At 67.4% G+C, this 14143-nt stretch carries 14 protein-coding genes; 3 read left to right on the top strand and 11 right to left on the bottom strand.

Annotation, left to right across the window (positions count from 1 at the left end; translation table 11 throughout):
• Positions 1 to 71: 71 nt before the first annotated feature.
• Together CV1CTNOD_RS23770 and CV1CTNOD_RS23765 are read right to left on the bottom strand one after the other, a co-directional pair.
• Positions 72 to 1049, bottom strand: a complete 978-nt coding sequence (locus tag CV1CTNOD_RS23770; RefSeq protein WP_131788169.1) for an alpha-ketoacid dehydrogenase subunit beta — start codon at positions 1047 to 1049, stop codon at positions 72 to 74.
• 11 nt (positions 1050 to 1060) lie between these two features.
• The gene (locus tag CV1CTNOD_RS23765) at positions 1061 to 2431 is read right to left on the bottom strand and encodes a thiamine pyrophosphate-dependent dehydrogenase E1 component subunit alpha (protein WP_131788242.1); all 1371 of its coding nucleotides are present in this window, start codon (positions 2429 to 2431) and stop codon (positions 1061 to 1063) included.
• 409 nt (positions 2432 to 2840) lie between these two features.
• Between CV1CTNOD_RS23765 and CV1CTNOD_RS23760 the strand changes: the two genes are divergently transcribed.
• Both CV1CTNOD_RS23760 and CV1CTNOD_RS23755 read left to right on the top strand, forming a co-directional pair.
• The gene (locus CV1CTNOD_RS23760; protein ID WP_131788241.1) at positions 2841 to 3737 is read left to right on the top strand and encodes an LLM class F420-dependent oxidoreductase; all 897 of its coding nucleotides are present in this window, start codon (positions 2841 to 2843) and stop codon (positions 3735 to 3737) included.
• A gap of 225 nt (positions 3738 to 3962) precedes the next feature.
• Entirely contained in the window at positions 3963 to 5294 is a 1332-nt protein-coding gene (locus tag CV1CTNOD_RS23755; RefSeq protein WP_242606978.1) for a CapA family protein, read from the top strand.
• A 206-nt stretch (positions 5295 to 5500) separates the two neighbouring features.
• Here CV1CTNOD_RS23755 and CV1CTNOD_RS23750 read toward each other — a convergent pair whose 3' ends face one another.
• From CV1CTNOD_RS23750 to CV1CTNOD_RS23725, 6 genes are all read right to left on the bottom strand, one after another.
• A complete protein-coding gene (locus CV1CTNOD_RS23750; RefSeq protein WP_242606977.1) occupies positions 5501 to 6025 on the bottom strand; it encodes a Fur family transcriptional regulator in 525 nt (174 codons plus the stop codon).
• Between the two features lie 178 nt (positions 6026 to 6203).
• Positions 6204 to 7418 carry a pyridoxal phosphate-dependent aminotransferase gene (locus CV1CTNOD_RS23745; protein WP_131788168.1) on the bottom strand — a complete coding sequence of 405 codons (1215 nt, stop codon included), beginning with the start codon at positions 7416 to 7418 and terminating at the stop codon, positions 6204 to 6206.
• Positions 7419 to 7632: 214 nt separating this feature from the next.
• Positions 7633 to 8322 carry a metal ABC transporter ATP-binding protein gene (locus CV1CTNOD_RS23740; protein WP_347402982.1) on the bottom strand — a complete coding sequence of 230 codons (690 nt, stop codon included), beginning with the start codon at positions 8320 to 8322 and terminating at the stop codon, positions 7633 to 7635.
• Between the two features lie 385 nt (positions 8323 to 8707).
• Positions 8708 to 9280 (bottom strand): OmpA family protein, encoded by a 573-nt coding sequence (locus CV1CTNOD_RS23735; protein ID WP_242606976.1) that lies wholly within the window; start codon positions 9278 to 9280, stop codon positions 8708 to 8710.
• A 65-nt stretch (positions 9281 to 9345) separates the two neighbouring features.
• Complete coding sequence (locus tag CV1CTNOD_RS23730) at positions 9346 to 9924, bottom strand: hypothetical protein (protein ID WP_131788167.1); 579 nt, start codon at positions 9922 to 9924, stop codon at positions 9346 to 9348.
• A gap of 245 nt (positions 9925 to 10169) precedes the next feature.
• Entirely contained in the window at positions 10170 to 10763 is a 594-nt protein-coding gene (locus CV1CTNOD_RS23725; RefSeq protein ID WP_131788166.1) for a DUF2470 domain-containing protein, read from the bottom strand.
• 855 nt (positions 10764 to 11618) lie between these two features.
• Here CV1CTNOD_RS23725 and CV1CTNOD_RS23720 point away from each other — a divergent pair.
• A complete protein-coding gene (locus CV1CTNOD_RS23720) occupies positions 11619 to 11975 on the top strand; it encodes a type II toxin-antitoxin system VapB family antitoxin (protein WP_131788165.1) in 357 nt (118 codons plus the stop codon).
• Here the strand turns inward: CV1CTNOD_RS23720 and CV1CTNOD_RS23715 are convergent.
• The 3 genes from CV1CTNOD_RS23715 to CV1CTNOD_RS23705 all read right to left on the bottom strand — a co-directional run.
• Positions 11962 to 12318 carry a hypothetical protein gene (locus CV1CTNOD_RS23715; RefSeq protein ID WP_131788164.1) on the bottom strand — a complete coding sequence of 119 codons (357 nt, stop codon included), beginning with the start codon at positions 12316 to 12318 and terminating at the stop codon, positions 11962 to 11964. The two genes, CV1CTNOD_RS23720 and CV1CTNOD_RS23715, sit on opposite strands and share 14 nt — an antisense overlap.
• A gap of 195 nt (positions 12319 to 12513) precedes the next feature.
• Positions 12514 to 13296, bottom strand: coding sequence for an MOSC domain-containing protein (locus CV1CTNOD_RS23710; protein ID WP_131788163.1), 783 nt, complete (start codon positions 13294 to 13296; stop codon positions 12514 to 12516).
• 157 nt (positions 13297 to 13453) lie between these two features.
• The coding region (locus tag CV1CTNOD_RS23705; RefSeq protein WP_242606975.1) for a YcnI family copper-binding membrane protein at positions 13454 to 14143 on the bottom strand (690 nt) is incomplete at its 5' end.

Raw genomic sequence — 14143 nt, 5'->3', positions numbered from 1 at the left:
TGGTACCGGTCGGCCCGGAAACTCCGACGGCGATACAGGGATGTCCGAAATCGGTATCGGGCTTATATCGGTCAGTACTTGAAGGATCGGTCCACGGCGTCCAGCACCCGGTCGACGTCCGGCAGGTAGTGCTCCTCCAAGCGGGATGGTGGATACGGAGTGTCGTATCCTGTAACACGTAGTACTGGAGCTTCCAGTGAGTAGAACGCGGTCTCGGTGACTCGTGCGGCGATCTCCGCGGACAGGGACACGTTCGACGGGGCTTCATGGACCACCACCAGCCGGCCGGTCCGCCGTACGGACGTGAGCACGGGAGACAGATCGAGCGGGGACAGCGTGCGCAGGTCGATCACCTCGAGTTCGCGACCCTCCTCGGCCATGACGGTGGCCGCGTCCAGGCAGGTCCGCACCATCGGGCCGTAGGCGACCAGCGTTGCGTCGTCCCCGGTGCGCACGACCTGGCTGACGTGCAGCGGGATGGCCGCCGACAGCGGCAGGCCGGTTTCGACGTCGGCCTTGTCCCAGTAGCGGCGTTTGGGTTCAAAAAAGATCACCGGGTCGTCCGTGGCGACGGCCTGCCGGATCATCGTGTGGGCGTCGACCGGGTTGGAGCACGTAACCACCTTCAGCCCGGCGGTATGACAGAAGTACGCCTCCGGTGACTCGCTGTGGTGCTCGACCGCGCCGATGCCTCCGCCGAACGGGATCCTGACCGTCACGGGCAGGCGGACGCGGCCCTGCGTCCGGTAGTGCATCTTGGCCAGCTGGGTGACGATCTGATCGAAGGCGGGGTAGACGAATCCGTCGAACTGGATCTCGCACACCGGCCGGAACCCGCGCATCGCCAGCCCGATCGCCGTCCCGATGATCGCGGACTCCGCAAGCGGAGTGTCGATCACCCGTTCCTCGCCGAAGTCGGCCAGCAACCCGTCGGTGATACGGAAGACGCCGCCGAGCTTGCCGACGTCCTCGCCCATCACGACGACCTTCGGATCATCTTCCATGGCCGTGCGCAGCCCCGTGTTGAGGGCCTTCGCCAGGGTCAGCATCGACGACACTGTCAGAGCGCCTTTCGGGCGCTGCGGACCGGGACCGGCACCGCGGTGACCGTCGACGCCGGTCGGACGACCGCCGGCTGGACCGCTCCGGCGGCCCGGACCACTCCGGCTGACCCGGCTGGTCGTTCGGCTCGTTGGGTTGGCTCGGTCTGTTCGGTTCCGGCGAATGTAGCCCGCGCGTTGACCAGCGCCTCGGTGTCGTGCACGTACACATGGTCGAACAGGCTCTGCGGGGACGGATCGGGCAGGTCCAGGCAACGTTGCCGCACGGTGGCCGCGAGCGCGTCGGCTTCCCGGTCCAAGGCGGTGGCCGCGTCGTCGTCCAGGATGCCACGGCCACGCAGGTAGGCCGCCATCCGCTGGATCGGGTCGCGGCCGCTCCAGCGCGCGAGTTCCTGCGCCTGGCGGTAACGGGACGGATCGTCGGCGGTGGTGTGCGCACCCATCCGGTAGGTCACCGCCTCCACCAGGGTCGGTCGTCCCCGGCGGGCCGCCTGCAGCGCCCAGCGTGTCACGGCCAGGGTCGCCAGCACGTCGTTGCCGTCCACCTGGACTCCCGCGATGCCGAATCCGCGGGCTCTGAAGTAGATCGGCGCGCGGGTCTGCCGCCGCGTCGGCTCGGAGATCGCCCACTGGTTGTTCTGACAGAAGAAGACCACCGGGGCCTCGAACACGCCCGCCCAGTTGAACGCCTCGTTGACGTCACCCTGACTGGACGCTCCGTCACCAAAGTAGACCAGCGTCGCCGGCAGCTCCCCACCGCCGGCATCAGCGGTGGTATCAGTGCCGGCACCGGTGGGCTTCCGGGCAGCCCCGACCGCCTTGCGGCCCACCCCCATCATGGCCTCTCGGGTGATCCCCATGGCATAGCCGGTTGCGTGCAGGACCTGGGAACCCACGACGATCGAGTACGCCTGGAAGCCATGCCTGTCCGTATCCCAGCCGCCGTGGGCCACCCCGCGGAACAGGCCGAGGACGTCCAGCGGGTCGACTCCCCGGCACCAGGCCACCGCGTGCTCGCGATAGGTCGGGAAGACCATGTCGTCGTCGCGCAACCCCCGCGCGGAGCCCACCTGAGCCGCCTCCTGCCCGCGCAGACTCGCCCACAGGCCGAGTTCGCCCTGGCGTTGCAGGGCGGTCGCCTCCTCGTCGAGTCTGCGCACGATCACCATGTCGCGCAGGAGCCCGAGTAGCTCGGCGTCGGTGAGGTCGGCGACGTACGGATCGTAGGCAGCCAGGGACAGTCGTCGCCCGTCCGGTGTCAGCAGCCTCACCGGTGCGGTGTTGGCGTCGGTGTTGGCGTCGGTGTCAGCTGGATCGCGTGGGACGGGTGCGGCGACGGCGTCAAAGCGGTCTGTGTCAGGAACGGACATGGCGTCCTCCGGTCGTCCTCGGCCGTTCCCGAGATCGTCGGTGGCGGCCTGCGCGATGGGGTGTACCCGGTGGATCTCCATCGGTGTCGACATCCACCGGACGCGCCCGAGGCGGCCGGTCGCGCAGATCGGCGGGACCGCCGCGCAGTAGACGATAGTCGTCCGGACGCGGTGAGCAAGCTCGAGCGCACGACGCCGGCTGTCCGGCCGGGCAACCCTGCCCCGGTCTGGATAGCGTGGTGCGGTGACAGCTGCGCAGACGTCCACCACCGGTGAGCCGGACCCGGTCGGATCGGCTCCAACCGGGTCCGGCCCGGTCGAGTCGGGCCCTGCCGGGTCAGGCTCTGCTGCGCCGGCTGCCGGTGCGCCCGCCACCGCGGCTCGCCCCGGTGGCCCGCCCGTGCGCCCGGTGCTCGGCCAGGTCGGGATCTGGAGCGGCCAGTTCGACTACTCTCCGGCGTCCGTGGTGCGTGAGGCCGTCGCCGAACTCGACGAGCTGGGCTATCCGGCGGTCTGGACCGGCGAGGTCAAGGGCAGAGAGGTACTGGTCACCGCGGGGCTGATGCTCGCGTCGGCGCCGCGGCTGACCGTCGCCACCGGCATCGCGCAGGTCCTTGCCCGGCATCCGCAGACGATGATGGCCGGGCAGATGACGCTGACCGAGGCGTTCCCGGGCCGGTTCCTGCTCGGCCTGGGCGTGTCGCACGCGTCCCTGATGGAGATCCGCGGGGTGCCGTACAGCAGGCCGCTTGCGCAGATGCGGGCCTACCTGGATGAGATGGACGGCAGCGTCCGGGAGCAGTACCGGGCGGTCCGGCCGGTGTCGTCGACGCGGGTGCTGGCCGCGCTCGGCCCGAAGATGCTGGAGCTGGCACGCACCCGGGCGGACGGCGCCCACACGTTCTTCGTGCCGCCGGAGCACACCTCGAGCGCGCGGGCGATCCTCGGGCCGGGCAAGCTGCTCGTCCCGGAGCAGGCGTTCGTCCTGGACACCAATCCCGAGACCGCACGGGAACTGGCCCGGCGGCACACGGGCTCCTACCTACGGTTGCCGAACTACACGAACAACCTGCGCCGTTTCGGCTTCACCGACAGCGATCTCGCGGGTGCGGGTTCGGACCGGCTCGTCGACACGATCGTGCCATGGGGTGACCCGGACGTCCTGCTCGGACGGATCAAGGAGCATCTGGACGCCGGTGCCGACCACGTGTGCGTCCAGGTACTCGACCCGGATCGCCGTGGCCTGCCCCGCAGGCAATGGCGTGAACTCGCCCCGGCCTTGGTCGGCCCGTCCGGCAGGATCTAGCCTTATCCCGGCCGTCAGCAGGACCTTTTCCGGCCTTGGCGGGACCTTTTCCGGTCGTTTTCCGGTCGTCTTCCGGCCGCCTGGCAGGACACTGGACCACGGTGTCCGCCCGGCGAGCGGGTGATCCGCGTCCGGCGTACTGCCGGCCTGTCATCCCCAAGCGCTCTAACCTGACACCGTCACGCATGTCACGAACAGCGAAGGTGCGGGGGCGTTGAGGTTCTGATGGCATGGAAGGCTGTTCGGACGGGATGCTGTTCGCATCCTGGCGGCCGGCTGGCTGTCACCCCGTGGGTGCTGGCCACCACGGTCGGGCTCGCGGGGGCGATGTCGCTGGGACTCGCATTAAGCGGATGCGGCTTATCCGGCCGGCTGTCCAACCAGGGCGTCGACGCCGCGAACGGACCGGTCCGGATCGCCGGGGCGGCCTCCCCTTCCGCGGACCCGGCCAGCACCGTACCTGTCGAGCCGGGGATCGGGACGACGTCCCCTTCGGCCACGCCACCGGCACTTGCAGTGACGTCTTCTCCTCCCGGAGACCCCCTTGCCTCCGATCCCGTCCGGGACGGGGAGCGGGTGCCGACGGGCACCCCGGTGACGATAGCCTTCGGCGGGGACGTGCACTTCGAGGGCAGCGTAGGCGAGCGGCTGGCCGCCGATCCACGCAGCATGTTCGGGTCGATCGCCCAGACGCTCGGACGAGCCGATCTGGCAATGGTCAACCTGGAAACGGCTGTGACCACCCGCGGTACGCCGACGGACAAGAAATACGTCTTCCGGGCTCCGCCGTCGGCGTTCAACGCCCTGCAGACCGCGGGGATCGACATCGCCACCCTGGCGAACAACCACGGCATGGACTACGGCCTGGATGGTCTGTACGACACCCTTGCCGGCGCCCGAGCAGCCAGCTTCCCCGTCGTCGGAATCGGCACGGACGACACGGCTGCGTACGCCCCCGCACGGGTGACCGTGCACGGCCAGCGGATCGCCATCGTCGGCGCCACCCAGGTGATCGACGACGAGCTGATGTCGGCCTGGACCTCCGGGCCGGGCAAACCCGGGCTTGCGAGTGCGAAGAACGTTCCCCGATTGCTGAAGGCTGTGCGCGCCGCCCGTCAGGACAGCGACACCGTGATCGTCTACCTGCACTGGGGGGTGGAACGCCAGTCCTGCCCGACGCAGGCGCAGCAGTCGCTGGTGCCGCAGCTCGTCGCGGCCGGCGCCGATGTCGTGGTCGGGGCGCACGCGCATGTGCTGCTCGGCGGCGGCTGGCAGCCCGGTGGTGCCTACGTCGACTACGGTCTGGGCAACTTCGCCTTCTATTCGTCCGGGAACGGTCCGAACACCGCCTCGGGGGTCCTCACCCTGACGGTTGCCGGACGTGCGATCACGGCGGCGGAATGGACCCCGGCACGGATCGTCGGCGGGGTGCCGCAGCCGCTTGCCGGCACCGGGGCGTCCGCGGCCCGAGCGGAATGGCATCGTCTGCGGGCGTGCGCGGAACTGGCGGCCGGGCCGCCGCCACGCGTCCCGGCCCACACCGGGCGCCGGAACTGACCGGGTTGTGTCGAGGTGTTCCAGGCTGTTCACGGAACCTGTCACGGGACTTGTCAGGGACTCACCGGACCTGTCCGGCGTCCCGGTCTCTCGGATGCTGTTCCCGGTACTTCCGGTGTCCCGGTACTTCCGGTGTCCCGGTACTTCCAGCGCGTCTGGTCCCGCCGGTACCGTTAGTCGGCGCTGGTCAGCTCGGATCGGCGCTGTCAGCTCGGGGTGGTCGCGGCGGTGCAGTGGGTGCAGGTGCCATAGATTTCGAGGGTGTGGGCGACGTCGGTGAAGCCGGCGGCCGCGGCGACGCGGTCGGTCCACGCCTCGATCTCGGGTCCTTCGACCTCGACGGTCCGTCCGCAGTGCCGGCAGACCAGGTGATGGTGATGGTTGTCGGTCGCGCAGCGACGGTAGACGGTCTCACCGTCGTCGCGGCGCAGTACGTCGACCTCGCCCCGGTCGGCGAGGACCTGCAGGTGCCGGTAGACAGTGGTGAGACCGACAGCCTGGCCCATGTCGCGCAGGTGGGCGTGCAGGTCCTGGGCGCTGGTGAACGCGTCGATCTCGGCCAGTGCGGCGCAGACGGCGTCCCCTTGGCGGGTGGCCCGTACGGTGGTTCCGCGTCCGAGCGCAGCCCGGCGGCCGCCGCCCGGCCCACCCGGGGACGGATCCGGCGCGGATGCGGCTCGTGACGGTGCCGCCGCGGTGGGGGCGGCTCGACTGGATTCGGCACTGGACACAGCCTCCACTCTCTCACCGTACGACGGCCGGGGCCCCGGACGACGGGCCTCTGTTGCTGCCAAGGGGTGCGACACCTCGCAATGGTGATCGAACCGGGCGGAGCCGGTTCTGCGGCCGGATCCCGGAAAGCGTCCCGTGGATCGGTCAGTCCGGTACGCCGTCAGCCCTCGACGGCCGTCAGCTCTGGACGTAGGTCGCGAGGAACCTGCTGATGCGGCCCACGGCATCGGTGAGGTCGTCCACGTTCGGCAGCGTGACGATCCGGAGATGGTCGGGTTGTGGCCAGTTGAAACCGGTGCCCTGCACAACCATGATTTTTTCGGCGAGAAGCAGGTCCAGGACAAGCCGTTCGTCGTCGGCGATCGGGTGGACGTCCGGGTCGAGACGTGGGAACGCGTACAGCGCACCCCGCGGCTTCACACAGGACACACCCGGAATGTCGTTGAGTAGCTTCCACACCACGTCCCGCTGCTCGTGCAGCCGGCCACCGGGCAGGACGAGGTCACCCGCGCCGTTGTCGTCCTCGAGCGCGGCCCGCATGGCGAACTGGCCCGGGACGTTGGCGCACAGCCGCATGTTGGCCAGGATGTTGAGCCCCTCGACATAGCTGGACGCATGCATGCGCGGGCCCGACAACACCATCCAGCCGGAGCGGAAGCCGGCCAGGCGGTACGCCTTGGACAGCCCGTTGAACGTCACACACACGACGTCCGGGGCAAGGGCCGCGGTGGAGACGTGCTCGGCGTCGTCGTACAGGATCCGGTCGTAGATCTCGTCCGAAAAGATCATCAGGTTGTGCTGGCGGGCGAGTTCGATGATGCCTTCGAGAACCTCGCGGTCGTAGACCGCGCCGGTCGGGTTGTTCGGGTTGATCACTACGATCGCGCGGGTCCGCGCGGTGATTTTGGCGGCGATATCGCCCAGGTCCGGCATCCAGTCGGCCGACTCGTCGCACATGTAGTGGACGGGCCGCCCGCCGCACAGGCTGACCACGGCCGTCCACAGCGGGTAGTCCGGCGCCGGGAGCAGCACCTCGTCGCCGTCGTTGAGGAGCGCCTGCAGCGACATCATGATCAGTTCCGAGACGCCGTTGCCGAGGTAGACACAGTCGGTGTCGATGCCGGTGATGCCCTTTCCGCTCGAGTACCGGACCACGGCCGCGCGTGCGGATGCCAGACCCTTGGAGTCGCTGTACCCCTGGGCCTCGGCGAGGCTGTTCACCACTGCCTCAAGGACCGCCGGCGGCGCACAGAAACCGAACGGCGCGGGGTTGCCGATGTTCAGCTTGAGGATGCGTTGACCAGCTGCTTCCAGCTTCGTCGCCTGGTCCAGGACGGGGCCCCGGACGTCGTAACAGACCCCGGTGAGTTTATCGGACTGGGTGAACTCCATGAGCCAAGGGTAGGTGCACCGTCCACCGGGTTTTCTCGCCCATGACGAGTGGGCCACATGCTGAGTATGTTCCGCACGCATGGCACAGGACTTAAAGGACCATAGCGACGGGATCATTCTTCTCCCGTCCGGCAGCCGATCCGGGAGGTCCGGGAGGTCCGGGAGGTCTACGTTCCCGGGTCGCCCAGAGGTCCGGGAGGCCCATGTCCGCTGGCTACTCGGCGCGGTGCCGCGGGAGGTGGTGCGGGGCGTTGCCCTGGTAGGCGGCGCGCAGTTTCTCCGGGGTGAGGGTGGAGGCTGCCGGTCCGAAACCGAACTGGTGACGGTTGAGTAGCCAGACGCTGTCGCAGGTCAGGTGGGCCAGCGCGAGGTCGTGGGTGGATATCACGACGCTGGTGCCCCCCGACCGCACGGTTGTGAGCGCGGACAGCAACGCCTGCTGGGACATTATGTCCACGCCGTCGAACGGCTCGTCGAGCAGCAGGAGGTGTGGTTGCTGGGCGATGGCACGAGCGAGGAGCACCCGCTGACGCTGTCCACCGGACAGCGTCTCGAACCGGTCACGGGCATGGTGGGTGAGCCCAACCGTTTCCAGGGCACGCGCCGCAATCGTCCGGTCTGTGAAGGTGGGTCGCCGCACCCAGCCGACCGACCGGTAACGACCCATGAGAACGACCTGGGCGACGGTTACACGGAGTTCAGGTCCCAGGGCGTCGACCTGCGGGACGTAGGCGACCCAGCGGCGAGCCTGCATCGGTGGCCGGCCGAGCACTGTCACCGATCCGCTCACCACCGGGGCAAGCCCGAGAACCGCTTTTATCAGCGTCGACTTTCCGGCGCCGTTCGGACCGATGACGGCCGCGGTACGGCCGATTTCGACCGTTCCATGGACGTCCTCCAGCACCGGAACCCGGCCGTAGGCGACCGTAGCCCGGTCGAAAATGACGGCTGGGGACGTTTCAGGTGTTTCACCCGATTCGATCGTATTTGATCCGACCGGATTCGATCCGGCCGAATCATCGGGATCGCCTGGTCGGGTTGACCGCCGAGAGGACGCGGTCGCGTCCTGCTTTGCAACGTTTACCGCCCTTGTATTCGATTTCTTGAATGTTGAGCTCGGCAGCCACCGCGTTGCCTCGGTCATGCTTCGAGACGGTACGGCTACCGGACGCGTCCGGCATTGTGGGCGGTGACTCCGCCGGCCATCTCACCTGCGCAGGCTGATGCGATCCACGTTTGAATGTCATGCCCGTGCGACCGCTACCGGGTAGCGGTCTGCCTGGCATGGATCACGATGTGCGGTAGGTGATGCTGACCCGCCGGTTCTGGCCACGGCCGGCGCTGTTGTCCGAGCCGTCCGGGTTGGTGTTCGGCGCAACCGGGTTGGCGGCGCCGTGCCCGGTCGCCGAGACGAGAACAGCGGGCGGGGCTTTCGGACGCAGCAGGTCCGCGACGGCGTTCGCCCGTCGTTGGGACAAGATCACGTTGTATGCGGGCGTGCCGGTGCTGTCGGTGTAACCGTTGACGCCAATCGTGCCGGTCGCCTTGCTGATCTTCTCCGCGATGCCGGCGAGCTGGCCACGGGCCACCTCTGTCAGGTCGGCCGAGTCGAACGCGAAGAGCACGTCCGAACTGATCGTCACGGCCACGCCGGAGCCGTCATGCCGTTCGGTACGGAGCGCGACAACTGCCCGTTCGACGTCGATCGGCCGGATCGCGGCCGCCGGATCAATTTCCCTGATCGATTCGATGATCGCCTGTTCGGTCACTGTGGGTGAAGTTTCCGGAGCTTCTGTCGCGGCGCGGGCTGTCGGCACACACACCCACGAGACGGCGGCGGTGACCACAGTCAGGACGGCCACGCCGAGACCCGTCAGGGCGGGACCAGGCCGTACGGTGACGCCACGGATGAGGGTCCCCACAGGGATCACCGGCCGACCGGGACGTCGTCGAACAGCAGCCGGTCGTCGGCGTAGACGTCGAGTGTCCGTACGTCCGCAGGTGGAGCGGCAAAGGTGTACGAGGCGCTGACCGGGGTGTTGTTGACGGTCTTCGTCCTGGGACCGCTCGCGCCGAGTTCGATGTTGCGGCTGTCCTGGACGATGACATAGCGCTTCAGGTTGACGCTGTCGACGAGGGTGACCGCCGGGCTGTGCGCCCCGAACATGTCGAAGACCGAGATCTCCTTGTCCCGCGGGGCGTCGGTGTATTTCGGTGTCCACACCACGGTGAGAGTGGTGAGGCGTCCGTCCACCTTCAGGTCGACGAAGCCGACGTCGATGGTCCCCGGTGCGCTGCCAGGCGCGCGGAAACTGGTCGTCCGGCTGGCTGCGGGGACGTCTACGGCAACCGTCCGGTTCGCCTGTGTCGTGCTGGCGGGCCCGGGGGCCGTAGACCGGTCACCGGGGGCAGGTGTGTCATGCGAGCCGGAGCAGCCCATGACGAACAGGGTGATTACGCCGATCAGAATGGTGAGGGTGGTGACCGGCGTCAGCCGGGTTCTCATCCGGTGGAGCATCCGGACCTCCCGCATGTGTGCGACGACGGTACGCGATCCCGATTATGCGGACAGATCCGGGCCCAGGGCCCTTCGGTGGCCAGGTCTGTGGACAACCGACCTGTAGCCGATCGACCTGCGGATGATTGGTGGACAACTGACCTGTGGGTAACTGTTGGCCTGTGGGAACCGTGCGGGCAACCGCCCTGCGCGGGACGGCCCGCCGGAAGCGGCCGAGCCGTCCTGCGCAGGGCTCAGATAAGCCCGAGCAGCCAGCGGATTTCCCTGCCGAGCGCGCGTGGCTCGCGCAGTGGTGCCCGGAACGGGAGGTGGATTTCCTCGGCTCCGGAGGGTCCTATCCGCCACATGTCCAGGCCGCGGTGATCGAGCCGGGTGATCTGTGTGCCGGCGAGTTCCTGTGCGCGGGCTGACCGCACTATCCTCGCAGGTCTGGGACCGGGTGACCGCCACGTACCGTCGTCCTGGTCGGGATCGACGGCGACCGCGTACTCGGCGAGTCGGCGGATCTGTTCGGCGTGGACCGTGTTGAGATGTGTCACCAGGTCGGGTGCGTAGGCCGCTATGAGGTCCGGCTCGGCCAGGGCGTAGGCGACCAGGTCGATGCGGGTCCCGGAACTCTCGGTGGTCCGTATGCGCACGTGGTCGCGTCCACGTGCGGCCTGCGGTGTCCGTTGGCTGCCCTTTGTCGTGGGCGCGGTGGTTGCCTCCGGCGGCGTCCCGGGGAGGCCGGTCGACCTCGGGTCACCACGATCCGTCGACGTTCGGGTTGCCGCGGTGCCGGGATCCGTGGGGGTGAGCATGTAAAGGACGACTTCGGCGACGACCATCGCGATCGCGACGAGATCCTGCTCCTGCCCGGACGGGCCGATGGGCGGACGCGGCGCCGTGCAACCCGGGCTGGCCAGCCGCGCGATGACGTCCGCCGTCGGGCCGGGAACGACGCGCAGGGAACCGGACAGGACGAGGCGTTCGCCCTGTGATCCATGGATGTCGACCCGCGCTCTCGACCGGTGTTGGTGTCGTCACGATACCATCCGCTAAGGTATGGCTACCTTCTCTTAGGTAGGGATAACCTAATTAATCTTCAGTTTGCACGCAATGGAACGACATCGGATCACGAAAGATCACATCAGGTCATGCTGGTCACGTTGACAAACCCACTGAAAGCTTCATAGAGGCGACGGATGCGCCCGGATGATGCCCGCGATGCGGGTCGCTGGCAGGCCAAAGGCGGCGCGATGATGTTCCTTTCGCGCTGCCGGAGGCCCTGAATCCCTGGAGTGCTAGGGGTCAAAGGCGGCGCGATGACGTTCCTCTTGCGCCCGGGGTTCCTACTGGACCCGAGATCCGGAAGCCGATCTGAGAGGTTCGGGAGGCCTGGCTCCCCGGGCCACCGCGAGGGCGGTGCCGACCGGCGCCGTTCGACCCCGATGATGAGCAGTTTCTGGTTGGCTATGATACGTAAAGTGTTGAGTTTGGATGATGCTTCGGATGACACTGTCGATCCAAAACAATGTGTGAACAACTACCGTAGAGGGCAGTCACGATCTGCTGGGTTGGCGGAGGCCTCCAGCGTCCCCTGGGGGCCTCTGGTCGCGCGAGAAGGAAGATGATAACGCGGCCTTTGGTCAGTTGGCCGTCAGGTGTTCCGCGACGTTGCGGCCTCGGCGAGGAGGTGCTGGGTGATCTTCAAGTGGGTGGGTGATGGTCGCCCGTATCCCGACCACGGGTTGAGCCAGCGGGAGTGGGCGGCGATTCCGCCGCGCCAGGTCAGGTTGGACCAACTGGTCACAACCAAGCGGGTGCTCGCGCTGGACGTCCTGCTCGACGAGGACTCGACCTTCTACGGAGATCTGTTTCCCCACGTCGTCGACTGGGACAACACGCTCTACCTGGAGGATGGGCTGCATCGGGCCGTTCGTGCCGCGTTGCAGCAGCGCAACTCGATTCACGCCCGGGTACACGTTCTGCAGCAGCCTCAGCAGGGGGTGGACCCGGCGAGCATAGCCGGTTCCCGGCTGGGGGCTAGTCCCCGCTGATCAGATAGGTGGTGAAGTCGTCATCGCCGACTTTGCCGAAGATATATGACGGACAGTCATCGGACGGTTTGTAGGCGACGATCGGCTTCCACACGGGCAGACGGGATACCTGGACGAGGGAGCCACCGACGATTGCGCGGGCCTCCGCCAGGGTCCGGTCGCGATCGTTGATCCGCTGATACCACGACCCACACCAGCGGATCTCCTTTGGTCTGCTCGTCCACGCGGGGGTGTGGAAGAACCACAACAGGTATATCTCGCGGAACAGCAGCGCCATCACCAGGATGGTCAGCAGCGCGCGGACGAAGTTCCCGGCTCGGCTTGACGCGAGGACGGGGCTCACAGGACCAGAAGCCTAAAGCGTCCCGGATGGATCTTCAGCAGTGCATGCGGGTGTGTCTATTCATCAAGGGCATACAGGGGCATGCCGTGTCCCTGGCGGCGGTGCGGCATGGGGGTGTCTGTTGTTGCGGGGACCGCAGTTTGTTCGTCCGACCTTTGTAGATCACTAGAAACTGTTTTGTGACTGTACGTCGGTTTATATGTCGCCCAAAGTAACAGAATCTCCAGTTCTGATCATGCCGTCGGACCGGATGGCGACGTACACCCCGCAGTTGATGTGCCCGTAGTGGGCTTGCAGCTCCTTCGGAATCCTGATGTCACGCTTCCCCGTCCGCGGGTTGACAGTGGTCGCGGCGCACCTGGCGGTGGGCACGAGCACCTCGGCGCGCACCTTCCCGAGATGGATCTCACGTCCCACCCAGTCCAGTTCCGACCAGGCGTCGACATCGTCCACATAGATGTTGGCCCGGAACCGCAGGTGGTGGACGTGCGTTCCCAGACGCTCCTGGAGATCACGAACGGACGCCATGTTGATGATCGAGACGGCCCGCATCATCTCAGTGGAGACGACAGCGACGTCGGTGAACCGGTGGCCGTCGGATCCGGTCACCAGCCGTGGCCGGTCTCCCTCCAGTGTGTCCGCGAGCAATGTCGCGAAGTAGTCCTCCACAGCAGCCCGGTCCTGCGCGCTGCCCAGGTCGGCGACCAGCCTCCCAGCGGGGTGCTCGAGGGTGAGTAGTCCGCTGGCGACGTCGTACCGGCTCACCACGCGTGCCAGCTCCTCGTCCTTCGCGAGCATCAGGAAGCGGGTCTTCGGCAACGGCTGTGGATGCGCATCGTCGAAAACGGTCTCGGGCCTTGCCAGCGCGTACACACGGTCCATAGGGACGCCTTCGCCCGCGGACAGCGTCACCGCGTCCAGTGGTTCGGCCGACAGACCCTTGATCGGATACCGGTACAGGTGGGTGATCCGCGCCACGCTCTCGACGCTACCGGCCGGGACGAGTACCTGCGACGACGGTCAGGGGGTATGGCCGAAGGTGGCGCGAGAGTTTTTTCGCGCTACCGGAGGCTGTCAGGGGTATGGCCGAAGGTGGCGCGAGAGTTTTTTCGCGCCACCTCCGGTCCACCGATGATCAGGAGACAGGCGTGCCGCGGCGGCGCCTGCCGAGCAGAGCGACCGCGCCGATCCCGATCCCGATCAGACCGACGACCAGGCCCGCGATGCCCAGTCCACGGGCTGTACCGTCGGAGTTGTCCGTGCTGTTCGACGCCGTGTTGATCAGGGCTGCGGTGCCGGCTGCGGGGGATGCGCCGGCCGCCGAGGCACCATGCGAAGCCGTGTTGTCGGAGCCTGCCGCGGTGAGGGTCAGCACCGGTGCCGGGTGCTCGGGTTCGTTCTGACCCGGCTGCGCCACGTCGATCCAGCGCACGACCTCGCCGTTGCTGTAGGTCTGCAGGGTCTTGAACGCGAGCGTGCCTGCCTTGTCGGGCAGCGGTCCGGCCGAGACGTTGAACACGGCGAACTCGCCCGGCTTGATCGCCGTGTCAGCGGAGGACGCGATCCAGGTGATCTGAGCGATCACCTCGGAGATGGATCCGTCGTCGCTCTTGATCGGTTGGGCCAGCTTGGTCTTCGCAACCTCGTAGCTCCAGCCCGGGTGCGGCTCGATCGACACCGAGCTGATTGGGGTGTCGGTCGGGAACTGCACTTCCAGCTTGGTCGTGGACGCGTCGTCCCGTTCGGTCGGAACCTTGAACGACACAGTGGTGTAGCTGCCGGCAGTGGCTGATTTCGGCTGCACGGTGACATGTGCGGACGCCGG

Origin of the sequence: Protofrankia symbiont of Coriaria ruscifolia (genome assembly GCF_900634745.1) — a bacterium.
GTDB classification, from domain to species: domain Bacteria; phylum Actinomycetota; class Actinomycetes; order Frankiales; family Frankiaceae; genus Protofrankia; species Protofrankia californiensis.
Note: the sequence above shows the minus strand (reverse complement) of the source record. Positions and strands in the feature narration are given on the sequence as shown.

What these genes read in the sequence shown, in the direction of transcription:
- CV1CTNOD_RS23745 (WP_131788168.1), bottom strand. Translation starts at nt 7,418, where the DNA reads ATGGAGTTCACCCAGTCCGATAAACTCACCGGGGTCTGTTACGACGTC.
- CV1CTNOD_RS23730 (WP_131788167.1), bottom strand. Translation starts at nt 9,924, where the DNA reads ATGAGAACCCGGCTGACGCCGGTCACCACCCTCACCATTCTGATCGGC.
- CV1CTNOD_RS23765 (WP_131788242.1), bottom strand. Translation starts at nt 2,431, where the DNA reads ATGTCCGTTCCTGACACAGACCGCTTTGACGCCGTCGCCGCACCCGTC.
- CV1CTNOD_RS23770 (WP_131788169.1), bottom strand. Translation starts at nt 1,049, where the DNA reads ATGCTGACCCTGGCGAAGGCCCTCAACACGGGGCTGCGCACGGCCATG.
- CV1CTNOD_RS23755 (WP_242606978.1), top strand. Translation starts at nt 3,963, where the DNA reads ATGGCATGGAAGGCTGTTCGGACGGGATGCTGTTCGCATCCTGGCGGC.
- CV1CTNOD_RS23725 (WP_131788166.1), bottom strand. Translation starts at nt 10,763, where the DNA reads ATGGTCGTCGCCGAAGTCGTCCTTTACATGCTCACCCCCACGGATCCC.